General features: G+C 42.4%; 15 protein-coding genes. 5 read left to right on the top strand and 10 right to left on the bottom strand.

Features of this window, described 5'->3' with window-relative positions; all coding sequences use genetic code 11:
* Nucleotides 1-4 precede the first annotated feature (4 nt).
* The 9 genes from H0913_RS16435 to H0913_RS16395 form a co-directional block, all read right to left on the bottom strand.
* On the bottom strand, nt 5-508 hold the full coding sequence (locus H0913_RS16435) for a RidA family protein (RefSeq protein WP_036949217.1): 504 nt from the start codon (nt 506-508) through the stop codon (nt 5-7).
* Nucleotides 509-592: 84 nt separating this feature from the next.
* Nucleotides 593-2,011 carry an NAD(P)/FAD-dependent oxidoreductase gene (locus H0913_RS16430; protein WP_154603182.1) on the bottom strand — a complete coding sequence of 473 codons (1,419 nt, stop codon included), beginning with the start codon at nt 2,009-2,011 and terminating at the stop codon, nt 593-595.
* A 980-nt stretch (nt 2,012-2,991) separates the two neighbouring features.
* Entirely contained in the window at nt 2,992-4,464 is a 1,473-nt protein-coding gene (locus tag H0913_RS16425) for an FGGY-family carbohydrate kinase (RefSeq protein ID WP_154603181.1), read from the bottom strand.
* A 10-nt stretch (nt 4,465-4,474) separates the two neighbouring features.
* Complete coding sequence (locus tag H0913_RS16420) at nt 4,475-5,344, bottom strand: L-ribulose-5-phosphate 3-epimerase (protein WP_154603180.1); 870 nt, start codon at nt 5,342-5,344, stop codon at nt 4,475-4,477.
* A gap of 16 nt (nt 5,345-5,360) precedes the next feature.
* Nucleotides 5,361-6,395 (bottom strand): ABC transporter permease, encoded by a 1,035-nt coding sequence (locus H0913_RS16415; protein WP_036949222.1) that lies wholly within the window; start codon nt 6,393-6,395, stop codon nt 5,361-5,363.
* 13 nt (nt 6,396-6,408) lie between these two features.
* Nucleotides 6,409-7,398, bottom strand: a complete 990-nt coding sequence (locus H0913_RS16410) for an ABC transporter permease (RefSeq protein WP_036949223.1) — start codon at nt 7,396-7,398, stop codon at nt 6,409-6,411.
* The gene (locus tag H0913_RS16405) at nt 7,391-8,896 is read right to left on the bottom strand and encodes a sugar ABC transporter ATP-binding protein (RefSeq protein ID WP_154603179.1); all 1,506 of its coding nucleotides are present in this window, start codon (nt 8,894-8,896) and stop codon (nt 7,391-7,393) included. The genes H0913_RS16410 and H0913_RS16405 overlap by 8 nt, the downstream gene beginning before the upstream one ends.
* Before the next feature lie 142 nt (nt 8,897-9,038).
* Complete coding sequence (locus H0913_RS16400; protein WP_036949290.1) at nt 9,039-10,031, bottom strand: substrate-binding domain-containing protein; 993 nt, start codon at nt 10,029-10,031, stop codon at nt 9,039-9,041.
* 239 nt (nt 10,032-10,270) lie between these two features.
* Complete coding sequence (locus tag H0913_RS16395) at nt 10,271-11,083, bottom strand: DeoR/GlpR family DNA-binding transcription regulator (protein WP_181477614.1); 813 nt, start codon at nt 11,081-11,083, stop codon at nt 10,271-10,273.
* 519 nt (nt 11,084-11,602) lie between these two features.
* Here H0913_RS16395 and araD point away from each other — a divergent pair.
* Both araD and H0913_RS16385 read left to right on the top strand, forming a co-directional pair.
* Nucleotides 11,603-12,301 carry an L-ribulose-5-phosphate 4-epimerase gene (gene araD / locus H0913_RS16390; RefSeq protein WP_154603178.1) on the top strand — a complete coding sequence of 233 codons (699 nt, stop codon included), beginning with the start codon at nt 11,603-11,605 and terminating at the stop codon, nt 12,299-12,301.
* A 286-nt stretch (nt 12,302-12,587) separates the two neighbouring features.
* A complete protein-coding gene (locus H0913_RS16385) occupies nt 12,588-13,940 on the top strand; it encodes a polysaccharide deacetylase family protein (RefSeq protein ID WP_154603176.1) in 1,353 nt (450 codons plus the stop codon).
* Between the two features lie 86 nt (nt 13,941-14,026).
* Here H0913_RS16385 and H0913_RS16380 read toward each other — a convergent pair whose 3' ends face one another.
* Nucleotides 14,027-15,673, bottom strand: coding sequence for a fumarate hydratase (locus H0913_RS16380; protein ID WP_154639380.1), 1,647 nt, complete (start codon nt 15,671-15,673; stop codon nt 14,027-14,029).
* An 816-nt stretch (nt 15,674-16,489) separates the two neighbouring features.
* Here H0913_RS16380 and potA point away from each other — a divergent pair.
* From potA to potC, 3 genes are read left to right on the top strand one after another with little or no spacing between them, the layout of a single operon-like run.
* Nucleotides 16,490-17,599, top strand: a complete 1,110-nt coding sequence (potA, locus tag H0913_RS16375) for a spermidine/putrescine ABC transporter ATP-binding protein PotA (protein ID WP_108479516.1) — start codon at nt 16,490-16,492, stop codon at nt 17,597-17,599.
* The gene (gene potB, locus H0913_RS16370; RefSeq protein WP_036949234.1) at nt 17,586-18,449 is read left to right on the top strand and encodes a spermidine/putrescine ABC transporter permease PotB; all 864 of its coding nucleotides are present in this window, start codon (nt 17,586-17,588) and stop codon (nt 18,447-18,449) included. The genes potA and potB overlap by 14 nt, the downstream gene beginning before the upstream one ends.
* Nucleotides 18,446-19,249 (top strand): spermidine/putrescine ABC transporter permease PotC, encoded by an 804-nt coding sequence (gene potC / locus H0913_RS16365; RefSeq protein WP_181477613.1) that lies wholly within the window; start codon nt 18,446-18,448, stop codon nt 19,247-19,249. The genes potB and potC overlap by 4 nt, the downstream gene beginning before the upstream one ends.
* Nucleotides 19,250-19,289 lie beyond the last annotated feature (40 nt).

The raw sequence follows: 19,289 nt of genomic DNA, 5'->3' as shown, positions 1-19,289 counted from the left end.
AAAATTATTTTTTAGCTGCTGGGCGAACTGCGGTTACTTCAATTTCCACTCTCCAAGCTGGGTTAGCCAGTTTAGCGACTTGGAAGGTAGAACGAGCTGGCAGATTGGTTACTTTTTCAGTTTCATAGAACTTGTTGTAGCCAGCCATGAAGCCAGCGAAGTCCATAGTTCCTTTAGTTTCATCACCACCAACTAAGAAAACTTGCATTTTAACAACGTCATTCATAGTCAGACCCATTTCACCCAGAGTCGCTTGAATTTGTTTCAGAACGTTGATTGTTTGTACTTCAGTGTTACCGTAAGACTCTAAAACGCCTTCTGGAGCATCTTTAGAGATTTTAGAAGGAACTTTCCCGCTCAGGAAGATGAGGCTGTTGTTCGCGCTGATTTCTACTGATTCAGCGATTGGGAAACCTTTAACTGGAACACGTTTCACATCGTCTGCTGCGTTTGCAGTTGCTACACCTAAAACTAAAGGTAAGGAAAGCAGTAAAGTTTTGTAGCGCATAATAACTCCTTTATATATGAAAGTAGGAACCTATTAAGACCGTAAGGGGCTCGATAGGTTCCATCTAATTGTGTTTCGTTTTAATTAGTTAAAACGAGACAGTTTATAAGGCGTTGGATCGATAAATGTCTTCTCGTCCATTAACAATTCAGCAGTTAATCGACCAGCCGCCGGGCTTTCAGTCATACCCCAACCAGTCGCGGTATTGATAACCAGACCTGGGTACTGTTCAACTTTAGAAATGATTGGAATCTCGTCATCAGTTGGAGAAACGGTACCGCCCCAACGTTCAACAACTTTAGATTCTTTAAATACTGGGAATTCTTTTCTCAGACGCTCAAGAACGCCATCTAAGTGGTCGTTGTTTGGCGTGTTAGTTGCTGTACGGAACTCTTCGAATGGAGTCTTCTCGTCTAAGTTCCAAGAAGTTGCCATAGTGAATGAGTTGAACAGGTCTTTACCGATAGAGAATTCTAATGGTAATTCGCCGCCGCCTAATACGTGCAGGAAGCGTGGCCCTAACAGGAAGCTATCTTTCACGATAGAGCTGGTGAAGATACGTGGTGCAACCGCGTAAGTACCGTCTGCTTGTTCACGGAAGTGGATACCGTTTGGCAGGTGGACGTTACCTTTTGGTGCGCCTGGAACGCCAGTAATACGCTGTTGAGACAGGTAAACGTTCAGAGTAGGGACATCAACACCTAAGTTACCCATGAACAGACGTGACCAAATACCACCAGTCAGAACGACTTGAGAGGTTTTGATTGCACCTTTTTCAGTGACAACGTCAGAAATTTTACCGCCTGCAGTTTCTAAGCCACGAACTGCGCAATTCAGGTAGATTGGAATACCAATTGATTTTGCGTAGTTAGCCATTGCTGGGGTAACAGTTTCTGGGTCAAGGCTACCAGAATCTTCTTCAAAACCACCAATTTTCCATGGAGATTGAGCACCAACCAGACGATTAGCCAGTTCTTGGCCTTCGATCATACGGGTTCTCAGCGGGGTATCGAAACCTGGGTTTTCAGACGCAGATTTGATCCACGCTCTTGCAACTTCCAGATCTTCTTCGCTTGAAGGAACTTCAACACGGCCTTGAACACGGTAGCTAGTATCAGCACCGATTTTTTCGTTCATGCCGAGCCATTGAATTTTTCCGTAGTGGTGTAATGGGAAAATAGCTGGGGAGGTTTTATAGCTGATGATCTGGCTGTATGCGCGACCAGATTGCTCGCCGCCGACAACGCCTTTTTCACAGATAACAACGTTTAAGCCGCGCTCTTTCAGGTTAATCGCAGTCATGATACCTTGCAGACCAGCACCGATAACGACCGCATCAGCAGATGCTGGTAATTTACCTTCGGTACCCGCGACTGCAGGTACGCGTGATGGCGTAGCTTCAAAACGACCTTCTCTGCGGATCATAGGGACAACAGCTGCGCCCCCAGCAATAACACCAGCAGCACCAACCCCTAATAATAGTTTTCTTCTCGAGATTTTCATCTATAACCTCAATAACAATCTTGTTTTTTATATAGTAAATAATTTCAAATTGAGATGATGATCTTATCATATATTTTGAAATTGTTAAGTATCGAAAGGATTTGTTAATAAAATTGAGTGAAAAGTTTGAGTGGGTTATTTGATCTGGTCAGTGTTGTTGGGGGTTTGTCGCAATTTGGATTATTTTATCAATAGCAGAAATTGATAATTTTAATTGTTAATGTCAGAAAAAGTGTACAGGTGTAAATATCTAAATTTCAGATAAGGTAAATATTTTAGTGGTTAAATTGAAGCAAGGCTAAATAATTAATATCAGTTGATTATGCTGAATTTAGATTAAGTTTGATTTTGTTTTTTACTTCAAAAAATAAAGATTAAGTTAAATTTTTTAGCTATTTTATAATCACTTGATGGATTTGCATTCAATTAATTTCCGTTTAGTCGTACCGTATATTTATTGAGGGTGTTATAGATGATTATTTTCTGATCTATGCGAATTTTTGTTTATATCAATATGAAAAGTATGATTTTTTATTTTTACTGTGATTTTATTAACATAATAGGTTAATTATTTATTTGATGATTTTTTTGCTTCCAACCCTTAATCTAAATAAATCCCACACCCTTCTTGAGAGTATTCGGTTGTTAATTGCTCATATTTAAATGCAGTTATTAACATCACTAAATGTAATGATTTTATTTATGCTGATTTTTTGCATTTTCATTTTTCACATTAAGAGCAAATTTATTTTTTTATCTTGCTGATAATTTGTTCAAATTAATTAATTTGGAAAAATTTCATTTATTTTAGTATTTAACATTTGATGTATTTTTAAGCTAATGAAGAATGGTTAATGAAATGTTAAATTAAATATTAAAGTCTGGCTATCAGATAAATATATATACAATGAGAGGGATAATTGGTTAGGAAAATGGGTTATGCCTCCCTTTCGATGAACGTTAAGGGAGGCAATTTATAGTTAGCAACTCAATGCATCTGCCACTGCTTTAAAGCGAGCGAACTTATCCCGTAGCTGTTGATGAGCAATAGGGTTCGGTTGATAGGCAGTGATTTTTGGTGTGCTGGATGCAATCGCGGTATCAAACCCCGAATAATACCCAGAACCGACAGCGGCGCACAGCGCGGCGGCTTGGCAGCCTGACTGCTGAACATCAACCACTTCAAGAGGCAAATTACTGGCATCACAGAACATCTGCATCCACAACGCTGAATTGGTTGGGCCACCGGTAAAGCGGATAGCTTGAGTGCAGTCATCAATGCCCACAATACGGTCTTGATGCAGCAAATGAGAAAATACAATTCCCTGATAAATGGCGTAGGCAATATCCCCTTCAGTATGATGGGAGCTTAACCCGAGTAGCCCGCCATGCAGGTTACTGTGATAGTTAGAGCCATATAACCAAGGGAAAAATAGAATATCGTTTTGCCGTGTTGCCCCTTCGGCAACGCAAGCATTGAGCACTTTGTAATCTTGCAAACGTTGGTCGAAAAAGTGTCGAGTGAACCAAGCGAGGTTACTGGCTGAGGTTGGGCTACCTTCATGAACAAAATAGGTGCCCGGAATACAGTATTTTCCCCACACATATGGGTAATCCGAAGGCATGATTTTATCGAAAACTCGCGTGGAGATAGTCCAAGTTCCAGCGACTGCACTTAGCTTGTCTTTTTGGCTGACACCCGATGAAAGCGCAGCCCCCACCACATCGAAGAACCCGCCAAATACCGGCGTACCTTCTTGAAGACCACACTCATTTGCGGCATGAGTCGTGACGCAGCCTGTTGACTGTGCAGAATTAATCACAGGTGCGAGTTTGTCGTTAGCCTCTTCAATACCAAACAATTCACAGAGTTTAGGATCATAGCTGGACGTGGTTGGGTTATAGAGTTGGCTGCCAGAAATATTGGTCTCTTCGCAAGTGAGCTGGTCAGTTAATCGATAACGAATATAGTCGTGAACCATCAAAACATAACGACCATCTCGATAGCTGTCTGGCTCATGTTGCTTTAACCAATTTAGCAGGGCAACGGGATGCGATGCCCAAAGTTGCTGCAAACTCAGCGGATAGGCTTGTTCTGCGGTACCATTTTGGTGCCATTGATCAACAATCGCTTGTGCGCGAGAATCTGAAGAAACAATGCCATTTCTGACAGGTTTCCCGTGTTTATCCAGTAAATAGAGCCCTTTACCATGAGAGGAAAAACTGACGCCCGCGATTTGCGCGGCGGACAGTTGGCTTTTGGCGATGGCTTCACGGATCACGCTACAGGTGACTTGCCACAGGGTTTCCATATTACGTTCGCTAAACCCAGCTTGCGGACTTTCAGTGGGAAAAGGGTGCTCAGCAACCACCAGCTCTTGGCCTTCAGGGCTGTAGATCCCCGCTTTGATCACGGTGCCCCCAAGGTCGACACCCATGAAAAATGTGCTCATTGTCGGCTCCTTAGTTTTCCCAACCCGCTTGCTGCATTTTATCTTCAATCCAATGGCGCGCCTTGATGATTTCAATCAGCGGTTCATCGGCTTTTTCCGTCCACATTTCAATTAAGAAGGTGCCGCGATAATTGAGCTGCTTAAGCTGTTTGAATAGTGCCACGAAATCCACACAACCTTCGCCAAATGGCACATCACGGAATTGACCTTTGCAACTGTCTGTTACGGCGTAGGTATCTTTCAGATGCAGAGCAACAATATTTTCGATGCCTTTGGTTAACTCGGCAGCCACATCACTACCCCAAGCGGTTAAGTTACCGACATCAGGATAAACTTGGAACCACGGTGAGCGAATTTTATCGGCAAGCGCCTGCCATTTAGTGATCGAATTCATAAATGGCGTATCCATGATTTCGACGGCGCACATCACCTGAGACGCGGCGGCAATTTCAGCGACCCATTTCATGCCTTCTTCAAAGCGGGCAATGGTACCTTCATCTTGCTCTTCGTAATACACATCATAGCCAGCCAATTGAATGGTACGAATACCCAGATCTTGAGCCAATTTGATGGCTTTTGTCATGAGTTCACGGGCTTTTTGACGGGTATCTTCATCATGGCTTCCAAATGGAAAACGGCGGTGACCTGATAGGCACATCGTTGGAATGCGTACCTGCGTTTTTTGGATGGCAGTCACTAACTCTAAGCGTTGCTCCAAACTCCAATCTAAACGGGCTAAACGCTCGTCCGTTTCATCAACCGACATCTCGACAAAATCAAATCCCGCCGCCTTTGCAATAGCTAATTTTTCGCTCCAGCTACTGTGCTTTGGAAGGGCTTTTTCATAGATACCAATCGGATTTTTTCGTGAAATAGTCATCTTTATTCCCTGTAAGTTAATTTTGTACGGATGCTTTATTGAGGCGTTGATTGCGTGTCATTGCACGCTTAGCGCTCCATTTTTCTTTAAAGAATTTGAAGGCCAGAGCAAGGATCAACGTAATTCCCCAAACCGCGAGATTGAAGTGGAGACTGACGCCCAACAGGCTAAGTCCAGTGGCGATGACTTGCAGAACTAGCAAGGCGCAGAAGACGCGGCTGACTTTACCGACACCGCCGAATGGGTTTGTGCCTCCCAATACGATGGCTAAAATGGTCAGTAGTAAGTAAGAATCTCCGTATCCCATGCGGGCTGAGTTAAAACGCGCCATCATGATCAGCCCTGCTAACACACACAGCAGACTGGAAATGGTGTAAATCGCGATCATCACACGGTCGGTACGCACGCCGCTAAACCATGTGGCATTGATGTTGCTGCCGCTCATATAGATATTTTTGCCAAGGCGGGTGCGACCTAAAAATAGTGCCAAAATAATTGCGGTCACAATAAAGATAATCATGGCAATTGGCATACCGAAAACGGTGTCAGAGCCAATGGCGCGAACCACTGGCGGCATCCCACTGAGTGCGGCGCCTTTGGTTAGGTAAACGCCAATACCGCTGATAATGGTCATGGAACCGAGGGTAACTAGAATCGGGTGAGCACCAATATGGGAAATCATCAGCCCCGTTAAGCAGCCAATAATAACGGCGATAACAGTGGCACCGATTAACGCAAAGACCAACCACATTAGCTGCGTGCCCGTTCCGGCATCAACAGGTAAGTAATTGATAAATACCCAAGCCATAAATAGGCCGGTTAAGTTAGCGGTACTGATAATGGCGAGGTTTAACCCGCCACTTAACATCGGAACAAACATGGCGAAGGTCAGAAGACCCAGCTCTGGTAACTGAAACGTAATACTTAAAAAGGTATTTTGGGTAAAAAAGTGCCCTGGCATGGCGATACTGAAAGCCGCAATGGCGACCAAAAAGATTGAAAGCAGTCCGATAACAGAGCCATCAATTTTAAAAAAATCTTGTTTTTTCATGGTGATATTCCTGTTAAACAAAGCCTACGTCCGTTTCTTTACGCTTTTTGTAGTGAGTAATACAAATGGCGATAAGAATGACCATACCGATGACGATATTGACGAAGTAGTTGGAAACCCCGATTAAGTTCAGACCGTTTTTCAAGATACCGATAAGGAAAACGCCCATCAGTGTGCCGATAACGCTACCGCGCCCACCGGATAAGCTGGCACCACCTAAGACTGCAGCTGCGAGAACATCGAGCTCACCACCAACTAGAGCGCTAGGCACCACTTCACTCATTCGGTAGGTCTGCAACATACCGCCGATTGCCGCCATGGCACCGAGATAGCCGTAAGCGAATAGGTAGATAACCCAAACACGAATACCAATACGTGAAGCTGATTCTTGGCTGCCGCCCACCGCATACAGTTGGCGACCAATGTGGGTTTTGTTCATTAAGATCCACGTTAAAAACGCGATCCCTAACATCACGATCAATGGCAAACCAATTTGATAATATTCACCATCCACTTCAAAAGGCAGGATGGTGACAGGATCTACCCACCAATCTGGTAAGTCGTAGATACTGTGTCCGTTGGTTAGCCACATCAGCATGCCGAACAGCAAAGATTGCATACTAATGGTGATAATGATCGACACCACATTAAGGGAGTAAATCAAAATCGCGTTGATCAACCCAAAGGTGATCCCGATGACAATCGCAAGGGCGATACTGAGGGTCGGGCTTTCGAGTAATCCTTGCAGTAAGAAAGTGGCAATGACGTATTGGACAACCGAGGCTACGGCGGCGAAAGAGATATCAATACCACCCGTGACTAGCACCACGAATAACCCCAGTGCAAAAATACCGGTGACCGCATAGCTTTCGCTTAAGTCGAGCAAGTTTTGAATCGTGAGAAATTGTGGGCTCATGAGGGTGAAAAACACCACCATGATGAGGATCACCCAAATAAGCCAGCCTTCAACAGACTGCGGACGAAGTTTTTGCCAATTAGCCATTGATGATTTCCTCCAATTGTTGCTCAGTCATGGAATCCGTCACAATTTCTTTGACGATAGATCCTTGTTTCATATGTAAAATGCGATCGCAGTTGTAGAAAGCTTCAGAGGCTTCATCGGTGATCAATAAAATGGCGATCCCAACACCAGAAAGGCGATGGATCAGCTTGTAAATACTGTCTTTAGCACCGATATCGACCCCTACAGTAGGGGCATCGAGGATCAGCACTTTAGGGCGTGTCAGGATCCACTTGGCGAGCACCACTTTCTGCTGATTTCCCCCCGATAGGGTGGAGAGAGCATTGTTTGGGTCGGTCACTTTAATATCCAAATCCGCGATCCACTCTTGGACGATTTGCTGGCATTTTTGCTCATCAATCAGATGCAGAGGGGTTTTCAGGCGATCTAAAATCGAAATCACCATATTGTCAGCGATAGACTGCTGCAAAATTGCACCCAGTGTCAGGCGGTCTTCAGACACGTAACCAATACCATGTTTGATAGCTTGGGCATTGTTTTTGAAGATAATCGGCTTGTCTTCGACGATCATTTCGCCGCTGTCAGGACGGGTGATCCCAAACAGGGAAAGGGCAAGCTCGGTACGACCAGAGCCTAATAATCCGCAAAGTCCCAGTACTTCACCGCGCTTTAATGACAGGGAAATATTCTGGTATTGCCCAGCACGGCTGAGATTTTTCAGCTCTAAGACTGTGTGAGTTTCTTCTGCGTTATTGGGTAATTTACGCTCATGAACAATATCAAGCCCTGTCATCAGCTCGGTGATTTTGCGCGTGGTCAGGTCTTCTGCTGGCCATGTACCCATTTTCTGACCATCACGAATAACGGTAATACGGTCAGAAATCTCTTTCACTTCCTCTAATCGATGGCTAACAAAAACAACAGTGATCCCTTTGTTTTTCAAGTAATTCACGGTAGAAAGTAGCTGATTAACTTCGGTGCGTGTTAACGAGGCCGTTGGCTCATCCATGATCACTAAGCGCGCATCTGCGACCAGTGCGCGGCAAATGGCAACTTGTTGGCGCTGGGCGATTGGCAAAAATTGCACGGGGGTATCAGGGTCAATGGTGAACTCAAGTTCCTTGAGAATTTGTAACGCTTTTTCCCTCACTTTTCCTTTCTGAAACCAACCGAAATAACCGTTTAAATTCAGTTCAAAGGCGATGTTTTCCGCCACGGTTAAGTTAGGAAATAAGGATAAGTCTTGGTAGATAACTTGAACGCCTAGCTCTCGCGCTTTGTCTGGGGTTAGGCGAGAGTATCGTTTGCCGTCGATTTCAATTTCGCTGCCTTCATCGGGAGCATAAACGCCGCTAATGGTTTTAATTAACGTACTTTTTCCGCAGCCATTGGTGCCCGCTAAACAGTGAACTTCACCTTTGTTTAGCGTCAAGTCGATATTGCGTAATGCACGATGACCACCAAAGCTTTTGGAAAGATCCCGTAACGTAATCAGTGGGGAGTTTTTTTCGGCTGTCATAGTGGAGTCCTGGTGTTGACTGTGTCGTCAGATTCAGAGTGACAACAGACACCGCTATCAGACCTAAATAGGGTACTGCTGTCACTTAAACTAGGTGGAACAAAATAATACTGTTGTCGTATTTTTATTATGTAGAGCGAACTTACAGACCGACTTCAACCAGTTTTTTGGTGTTTTCAATATTCAGATTAACTGGGTTATCGCTGAGGATGGTGTTGCCACTCACTTTGATCTCACCCATATCACCGATGCTGACGCCAGTTTTGATCTCTTCGCCATTCATCATTGCCGTCGCGACTTGTACGAAAACTTGACCAGCCACTTTCGGGTTAGAGATATAGCCGCCATCAATCGCGCCTTTTTCTAACAATTTAATGCCTTGACCCGGCGTGAATGTACCGAAGACACAGGTTTCTGCGTTTTTACGGCGTTTATCGATAGCGCGACCCGCACCGATAGGCCCTTGAGAACCAAATGACATGATGCCTTTCAGATCTTTATGTTTAGATAGCAGGTCGTTTGCGGTACGCATAGAATCATCAACGGATTCCGCGACACCAAAGCGGTCATCGACCATTTGCATTTTCGGATAGTGTGCTTTTTGATAAGCGATTGCCGCATCAGCCCATTCGTTGACTAAAGGTACCGTCAGGCTGCCCACGAACATGGCGTATTTACCTTCTTCACCCATACATGCAGCCATATCTTTCATATGGTTAGCGCCCATGCTTTGGGTATCCAGTAATTCGAAATCCCAATCCGCATTTTTTTGATCTGGGGATTCGTGAGTAATCACTTTGATGCCCGCTTCTTGGGCGCGTTTTAAAACTGGCTCAAGGACTTTTGCATCGTTAGGAACGACGCCGATAACATCGACTTTCTTCGCGATTAAATCTTCAATTGCACGAACTTGTTCTGCAGGGTCAGCGGTGGTTGGACCCACTTGGAATGCATTAACGCCGAGCTTTTTACCTTCTTCGGTGATCCCTTGCTCCATGACGTTAAACCAAGGAATTCCCCCTACTTTTACCACGACACCCATGGTAAATGGCTTTTGTGCTTTCTGTGATTCAGCCATCGCCATGTTGGAAAACAGTGCGGCGCCCATTAAGCAAGGTAAAACTAATTTTTTCATATTCATCGTTATATTCCTCAGGGATGATGTGCAGATATAGCCATGCTCATCAACATAGGGTTAATGTTTTGTTTAATCGGATAGATATAATTAATTTCTATTAATCGTTAATTTAATTAATAGGTTTCTTTGCTGCCTGGTGTAATTCGGTTATTTAAAATAAAAACAAATTGCTTAATTTACTCACTTAGTTACGCTGCGACTATCATCGATATAAATGCTATTTATTACACTAAATACTATTTATCACATTCAATAATGTTTAATTTTGGAAATGCTTGCTTGAAATTTTTATCATTAAGTTTATTGGTAATTAACACGTTAATATCATTTAAGGTACAAACTTGGCTAAAAGCATATTGGTCTAATTTATTATTATCCGCTAATAACACACAATTCTCAGAAACCTGAATCATAATATTTTTTAATTTGGCATTAACTTCACTGCCATCTCGAACGCCAGTTTCAATATTGAATCCTTGGCATGATAAAAATAACGTTTTAATTTGAAAGCTACGGATAATACTTTCAGAAATGGGACCATGAAAATCATCATGGCGTTCTGAATACTCTCCACCAATGCCAATGACGCGAACGCGATCTCGGCATGCTAATGCTTGAATGATTTTGACGGAGTTGGTGACCACCGTAATATCGATATCGGGTATTTGCCTTGCTAGAAACCAGCATGTACTGCTGTTATCCATCATGATGCAGTCACCCGGTTGAATAAATTTCAACGCCGCTTTGGCGATTTTCATTTTCGCATCTGGGTTCTCTTCCGTTCTTTTACGAAAGGATTCTGCACCATCCACCATTTGACTGAGTTTGACCGAAGAGGGCATCACATTCAGTACTGGGCTTTCATCTTGCTCAGTGGCAACCGCACCACCAAAACTACGAATTAAACGTTTTTCACGTTCTAATACCGTTAAATCTCGGCGAATAGTTTCTTGAGAAACGTGACAAAGCTGGGCTAAATCGCGCACTAACGCTGAGCCATGTTGAGAAACATGGGAGCAAATTAATCGGTGGCGTTCAGCTTGTAGCATCTCAAAACTCCTATTCAGCCCATGGCATTTATTATTTCTGTAACAAACATTCTTTCCACGGTAAACAGTCTGCCAGTGATGGATTTTTTTTGTCGTGACTCGACTCATGTAATAACGGATAGAAACAAACAAAGCTATTTATAGAGTTATCGATCACGTTTATATGAAATAAACATTTCTGTTTTCATTTTTATCGTTAATTAGATCACTAAATATGGCGGTATATAGCCAGAAACTAGACGAAGCATTAATCAACTTTCACATATTCGGGCATTTTTATTAGGCGTATTTTTGTTTTAGTCTGTTTGATTATGACCGAATGCGACCGAGTTATGTTGATTTGTTAATGATTTGTAAAGTGTCAGGCTTTTTTATTCAGCTAAATCTGTTTACCTTAATAATCAGAACAACGTCTATTCATCGACAGTAAATAGAGAATAAAAGAGAGCCTTGTCGTTGATATGACTCGCTATTTTCATATCGTATTCACGCCATCTTTTTGCACCTTGGGAGGTCATCATGCTGGAAACATTAAAACAGCAAGTATTTGAGGCGAATCTTGAATTACCAAAACATAAGCTAGTAACGTTTACGTGGGGTAACGTAAGTGGAGTAGACCGAGACGCCGGTTTGATGGTGATTAAACCTTCCGGGGTGGATTATGAAACCATGAAAGCGGATGACATGGTGGTCGTTTCATTAACTACTGGTGAAGTCGTCGAAGGAAAATATAAGCCTTCTTCAGACACCGACACTCACTTAGCGTTATATCAAGCCTTTCCCGAGATTGGTGGTATCGTACATACCCATTCGCGCCATGCAACCATTTGGGCACAAGCTGGCTTACCGCTAAGCGCATTAGGCACCACACATGCCGACTATTTTTATGGTGAAATACCTTGTACCCGTAAAATGACAGAAGGTGAGATTGCCGGTGAATATGAGAGAGAAACTGGGCATGTGATTATTGAGACATTTAAGCAGCTCGGAATTTCTGCAAAGGATATTCCCGCGGTATTAGTCCATAGCCACGGCCCTTTCGCTTGGGGTAAAGATGCTCATAATGCGGTACACAATGCAGTGGTGTTGGAAGAGATTGCGTATATGAATTTATTCACGCGCCAGTTGACGCCAAAAATTGACGATATGCAGCAAGAATTGCTGGATAAACATTATTTACGTAAACATGGTAAAAATGCGTATTACGGACAAAAGTAGAGTTTATTTATTTTTAAATACGCTATTTTAAGACTATTCATTTTATTGTTAATAAGTTGATAAATTTATTTTTCATTTAATTGAAAGGTTTTAACTCGCTCAGTATTCATTGAATGCCATACACTATTATCCATAACAAATTATCTATAGCAAATTACCTATAACAACAGCCACGGAAATATTATCGTGGCTTTGCCATGAAAAAATATTTTTATCAGGGTATAGGGTTAAATTGTAAGTCGGTTTAAACTGGCGCGGTGTATTGGTGATACTGAGTGGAAAGGACATGTCTAATCGAGTACTTTTTCTATTTTTGACCTTTTTCGTTAATCTTTTTTCTGTTTCACATGCTGCGGATATAAAAAATAATAATTTAATTATCAGTGGTTCAAAAGCGATCAATCTTGATAATTGGGAGCTGGTGGATGTACCACCCAAATTGATTCAGACAAAAGCGCCAGAAAACATCTTTGCTATTGTAGGCGGTCAAATGCGTATTGTTGGGGAGATTAATCCAGACAATGGCTTTTACGCCTATAGTCCAAATGGTGACTATAATGCCCTACAGTTTGGTAATGATTTTGCTTATGTTAAAAGCACTCAGATATCCAAAAAGAAGCCTCGGAATATCCCTGAAGATGACCGTTTAAACGATCTTAAAAACCCGGTTTATGATTATTTGATTACAAGCCAAAAAACGCCAGTATTCAGTGCAACTGATGAAGATTCGCGGCAAATCGCCTCTTTATGGGAAAATCTTCGCTATCCAGTGTTGGCTCGAATGATCAAAACGGATGAAGATGGGGATAAAACCTCATGGTTAACCATTCGTCTCGGTGATCGCTTGGGTTATGTTCGCTTAGATGATGTGGCGATTGATAAAGGCATTCCTATTTTTACTTATCACCATATTCTCGAAGACAGTGAAAATAAAAATTTTCGCCATACTTCAACAACAACCTCGGTTGATGCTTTTCGTGAGCAAATGAATTACCTCAAAGAGATGGGGTATCAAACATTATCACTCGAAGATGTGGAAGGTTATTTAAATAAGAGTGCGAATTTACCAGGGCGTGCCGTAGTCTTAACCTTTGATGACGGGCTTAAATCCGTTTATCGCTATGCATTACCTATTTTAAGAGATAATCAGCAACAGGCGACGCTGTTTGTCATCTCTTCGCGTATCAAAACTCAGCCACAAAAATGGGATCCGGATTCTCTGCAATTTATGAGTAAGCAGGAAATTAAAGAGAGCCAAGATGTTTTCAACATTCAATCTCATACGCATTTTTTACATCGCTTAGATAACCGTAATAACCCGATAATCTTTAGCCGTAAAGAGCATACCATCATGCTGGATTTTAAACGCTCAATGAAAGTATTGGCGAAATTCGAAAGAGACCAGCGTTATTTGGCCTACCCGTTCGGTGCTTATAACCAAACGGCGATTGATGCGGCAAAAGAAGCGGGCTTACATCTTGCGGTGTCTACCATCCAAGGAAAAGTGAAGCTCGGTGATAATCCATACGCATTAAAACGCTTGTATGCTTATAGTACTGACCCGATTAGCAAATTTGCATTGATGGTAGGCAATAGCGAGCAGGATGTGGTGAATAAGAACGTTGTCGTTGATAAATAGAAAGTTGATAAATAGAAAACTGAAAATAGCGGCAGATAAATAAATCAGGGTGAGTCAAATAAAAATGGCTCACCCTGTTTTTTTATTTATTTAACGCATTTCTTGCAAGTGTCATTCTGCACAATATCAAAGAAGTTATTGCCTTTATCATCCACCAAAATAAAGGCTGGCAGCCCTTCCACTTCCATTTTCCAGACGGCTTCCATACCTAACTCTGGGTATTCGAGGCAATTTAAGCTTTTGACAAACTCTTGCGCCAAAATCGCCGCGGAGCCGCCAATGCTACCAAGGTAAAAACCGCCATGTTTTTTACAGGCGTCAGTTACTGCTTGGGTACGGTTACCTTTTGCCAGCATTAGCATACTACCGCCATGAGATTGGAATAGGTCAACGTATGGATCCATACGGTTACCCGTTGTTGGGCCTAAAGAACCCGACACCATATCCTCAGGTTTTTTCGCAGGGCCAGCGTAATAGACCATATGATCTTTAAAGTATTGTGGTAAGTCTTCACCATTATCTAAGCGCTCTTTGAGCTTGGTATGAGCGATATCGCGAGCGATGATCAGTGGACCACTGAGAGATACACGGGTTGATACAGGGTGTTTACTCAACTCGGACAAAATATCTTTCATTGGGCGGTTGAGGTCGATATGAACCACGTTCCCTTCTGACTGATGACGCATCGATTCAGGGATATATTGTGCTGGATTATGCTCCATTTTCTCCAGCCACAAGCCGTCTTTGGTGATTTTTGCTTTGATATTGCGGTCAGCGGAACAAGAAATGGCTAAACCGATCGGGCAAGAAGCACCATGGCGAGGCAAGCGAATAACACGCACATCGTGGGCAAAGTATTTACCGCCAAATTGCGCACCAAAGCCGAGATGGCGTGACGCTTCTAATAACTCATTTTCTAGCTCAACATCACGGAACGCTCGGCCATACTCATTACCTGTCGTTGGCAGGTTATCATAGTATTTTGCTGAAGCCAGTTTGGCTGTTTTCAGGGTGGTTTCCGCTGAAGTACCGCCGATAACGAATGCGATATGATAAGGTGGGCAAGCGGTTGTCCCTAAGTTTCTCATTTTCTCAATTAAGAAGTTTTTCAACTTAGCCGGGGTCAGCGTTGCTTTAGTTTCTTGATAAAGAGCGGATTTATTTGCAGAGCCTCCGCCTTTGTTAACAAATAAGAAATGGTATTCATCACCCGTAGTGGCAAAAATATCAAATTGTGCAGGCAAGTTGGTACCTGTATTGACTTCGTTAAACATATCCAGCGGGGCATTTTGCGAAAAACGCAGGTTTTCGTGTTGGAAAACGTTGTAAATGCCTCGAGAGAGGTATTCTTCGTCATCACAGCCCGTCCAAACTTGTTGCCCTTTTTTCCCGACGACAGCAACGGTTCCCGTATCCTGACAGTTTGGCAGAACACCTTTCGCAGAAATCTCGGCGTTACGCAGTAATTGCAGGGCGACATACTTGTCGTTTTCACTGGCTTCTGGATCGTGCAAAATCGCGGCGACTTGTTTTTGGTGGGCAGGTCTTAAAAAGAACTGGGATTCATAAATTGCATGTTCAGCAAGAAAGGTTAAAGCCTCTGGCTCAATTTTTAGCATTTGCTTCCCAGCAAATTGCTCTACAGAAACATATTTATCAGAGACTTGGTAATATTCGGTTTTATCCTCAGATAGCGGATAAGGTTCTTGGTAAAAAAACTCTTTATTAGCCATTTTGCTCACTCACATATTAATTTTAGCGGAAAATATAAGAAATAAATTGTTTATAGGCTTTTTATTCTAAATCTCGCTTGTTTTGTCAGGCGGGATAATCGTTTATAGGGATAATAGTCTGAATGAAATTAGAATAATTACTCATTATATTCAAAGGGATGTAAAAGAAAATATGACTTTGGTTAAACTTTGCCAAGAAACTAATATTCGAATTCAAAGTATGAAGCTAATCACATAAATTAATTATGGGTATTGGGTTTAATTATTTGTTATCCATGTTATCGCGGAGCAGTTAATTTAGATTTTATGCATTCAATTTTTCCATAAATATCCTAATAGGTTAGTGGATTAATTAATCATTTATGGTTGGTTAGCATTCTGGAGATAATAAATAAAATACAGAGTGAAAATAAAAGGAAAATGGGTTTTTATTATTACTTGAGCAAGTTATCTTAATCGATAGTTTAGTTTGATTTTTTATTTAACATATTGAATTTAATATTCTTTTAATGTTTCTTTTATTTTGGGTTCTATAATGAAAAATGATAGATAAGCACAAAGCTATGAAAAATATGTCTATGTCACTTATTTTTATCATAAATCGCTTTTATTTGTTTTAAATTCATAGTGAAAGGCAAACAAAGTGTTGAAAATGGCTTTCAATTTTCATTAACAGTGTTTATTATGCTGGCCTTATTGTTTTATTAAAAATGGCGCTACTGGTTTTGGGCTTTGCTGGGGTTCTCCTGGGGGCTTAACAGTCTTTAACGGTGGCGGTTCTATCTGCATTATTCCTAGGGATAGAGTGTATTATAAATGACTGAGACAACTTCTCTCACACCACTCGTCGAATTAAAATCTTTAAATAAAGGTTTTGATGGCAAACAAATTATTTCTGAGCTTGACCTCACGATCCGAAATGGGGAGTTTCTCACCATTTTAGGGCCTTCTGGTTGTGGTAAAACGACGGTTTTACGTCTGATTGCTGGATTAGAAGATGTGGATGACGGTCAAATTATTCTTGATGGTCAGGACATTACAGATATTCCTGCGGAACAACGTTTCGTGAATACTGTTTTCCAAAGCTATGCATTATTCCCACACATGACCGTATTTGAAAATGTGGCATTTGGTTTGCGCATGCAAAAAACACCAAAAGCGGACATTCAAAAACGGGTGGAGCAAGCCTTGCATATGGTGCAATTGGCGGATTTTGCAGAGCGTATGCCGAACCAACTTTCGGGTGGTCAACAGCAACGCGTGGCAATTGCGCGTGCGGTTGTTAATCGTCCCAAGGTTTTGCTATTGGATGAGTCGTTATCTGCGCTGGATTATAAGCTGCGTAAACAGATGCAAAATGAGCTGAAAGCCTTACAGCGTAAGCTGGGGATTACGTTTATTTTTGTGACTCATGACCAAGAAGAAGCTCTGGCTATGTCTGACCGTATCATCGTGATGCGTGAAGGGAAAATTGAGCAGGATGGTACGCCGCGTGAAATTTACGAAGAGCCGAAAAACCTGTTTGTTGCTCAATTTATCGGTGAAATCAATATTTTTGATGCAAAAGTGTTACATCGTATTGATGAACAACGTATTCGTGCCAATGTTGAAGGGCATGAATGTGATATTTTCACCGATTTACCGGTCACAGAAGGTCAGCATTTAAACGTCTTATTGCGCCCTGAAGATTTACGCGTTGAAGAAGTCAATGACGCCGATAATCACCCTGGGCTGATCGGTTATGTGCGAGAACGTAACTACAAAGGCATGACGTTAGACTCAGTGGTTGAGATGGAAGATGGCAAAATTATTATGGTCAGTGAGTTCTTTAACGAAGATGACCCTGATGTCGACCACTCCCTTAACCAAAAAGTTGCCGTGACTTGGGTTGAAAGCTGGGAGGTAGTTCTGGATGATCATTCGTAAGCATAAAATCTTGCAGAATGTGATTATCACGGGCGTCGTCGCTTGGCTGTTGCTCTTCGTCTTTCTGCCTAACTTAATGATCATCGGCACCAGTTTTTTCACGCGCAGTGATACAAATCTGGTGGATCTGGTGTTTACTTGGGACAACTACATCCGTCTGTCAGACCCGATGTATGCCCAAGTGATGCTGCATTCGTTGAATATGGCGTTAATCGCCACGTTCTTCTGCCTTGTGATCGGCTACCCCTTTGCATTTATTTTGGCGAAGCTGCCTAAGCGCATCCAACCGCTGATGCTATTTCTGCTGATTGTGCCATTTTGGACCAACTCATTGATCCGTATTTATGGCTTAAAAGTGTTCTTAAGTACCAAAGGGTATTTGAATGACTTTTTGCTGTGGATTGGCATTATCGATAAGCCGTTGAAATTGATGTATACCCCAGAAGCGGTGGTATTGGGCTTAATCTATATCTTGTTGCCATTTATGGTGATGCCGCTCTATTCCAGTATTGAAAAGCTGGATAAATCCTACTTGGAAGCGGCGCGGGATTTGGGCGCCAATAAATGCCAAACTTTTGTGAAGATTATTATTCCATTGACCATGCCGGGAATTATTGCGGGCTGCTTATTAGTGTTGCTGCCAGCAATGGGGCTGTTCTACGTGGCGGATTTAATGGGTGGGGCGAAAAACCTGCTGATTGGTAACGTCATTAAGAGCCAGTTCTTGAATATTCGCGATTGGCCGTTTGGGGCGGCAACCAGTATTTTCCTCACGGTGATGATGGGGCTGCTGCTGTATGTGTACTACCGAGCTGCTAAGCTTTTGAATAAAAAGGCGTATGAAGAATGATAGGACGTATTTTGCGTGGTGGCTTTATGACCACCATCTACGCGTATCTTTATATTCCAATCATTATCTTGATTGTGAACTCATTCAATGAATCGCGTTTTGGTATTCAGTGGCAAGGTTTTTCGACCAAATGGTATGAGTTACTGAGCAATAATGACAGCCTGCTTGAAGCCGCAAGGCATTCATTAACCATGGCGGTGCTTTCGGCGACGTTTGCGACAATTATCGGCACATTAACCGCTGTTGCTCTATTTCGTTATCGTTTTAGAGGCAAGCCATTTGTCGGCGGAATGCTGTTTGTAGTGATGATGTCCCCCGATATTGTGATGGCAATTTCATTGCTAGTCCTGTTTATGATCCTTGGCGTCTCATTAGGTTTCTGGTCGCTGTTATTTTCACATATCACCTTCTGCCTGCCTTTTGTAGTGGTGACGGTATACGCGAGATTGAAAGATTTTGATGTGAAAATGTTGGAAGCGGCGCGGGATCTCGGGGCGGGGGAATTTACCATTTTACGGAAAATCATTCTGCCATTAGCACTGCCTGCGATTGTAGCAGGGTGGCTGCTGAGCTTTACCTTATCAATGGATGATGTGGTGGTTTCTTCCTTTGTGACGGGGCCAAGCTATGAAATCTTACCATTGAAAATCTACTCAATGGTAAAAGTCGGGGTCTCCCCAGAAGTGAATGCACTGGCAACGGTGTTGTTGCTGATGTCGCTGGTTTTGGTCTGTTTAAGCCAGTGGGTTATGCGCGATAAACACGGTAAAAATGCCGTCGCGAAGTCATCAAAACGTTAAGTTGTACTTGGTGGGTGTCATTTGGGCACCCAATCTTTTC

The organism is Providencia rettgeri, assembly GCF_013702265.1.
GTDB lineage: Bacteria > Pseudomonadota > Gammaproteobacteria > Enterobacterales > Enterobacteriaceae > Providencia > Providencia zhijiangensis.
The sequence above is the reverse complement of the archived record's forward strand: the minus strand, read 5'-3'. Positions and strand labels throughout refer to the sequence as shown.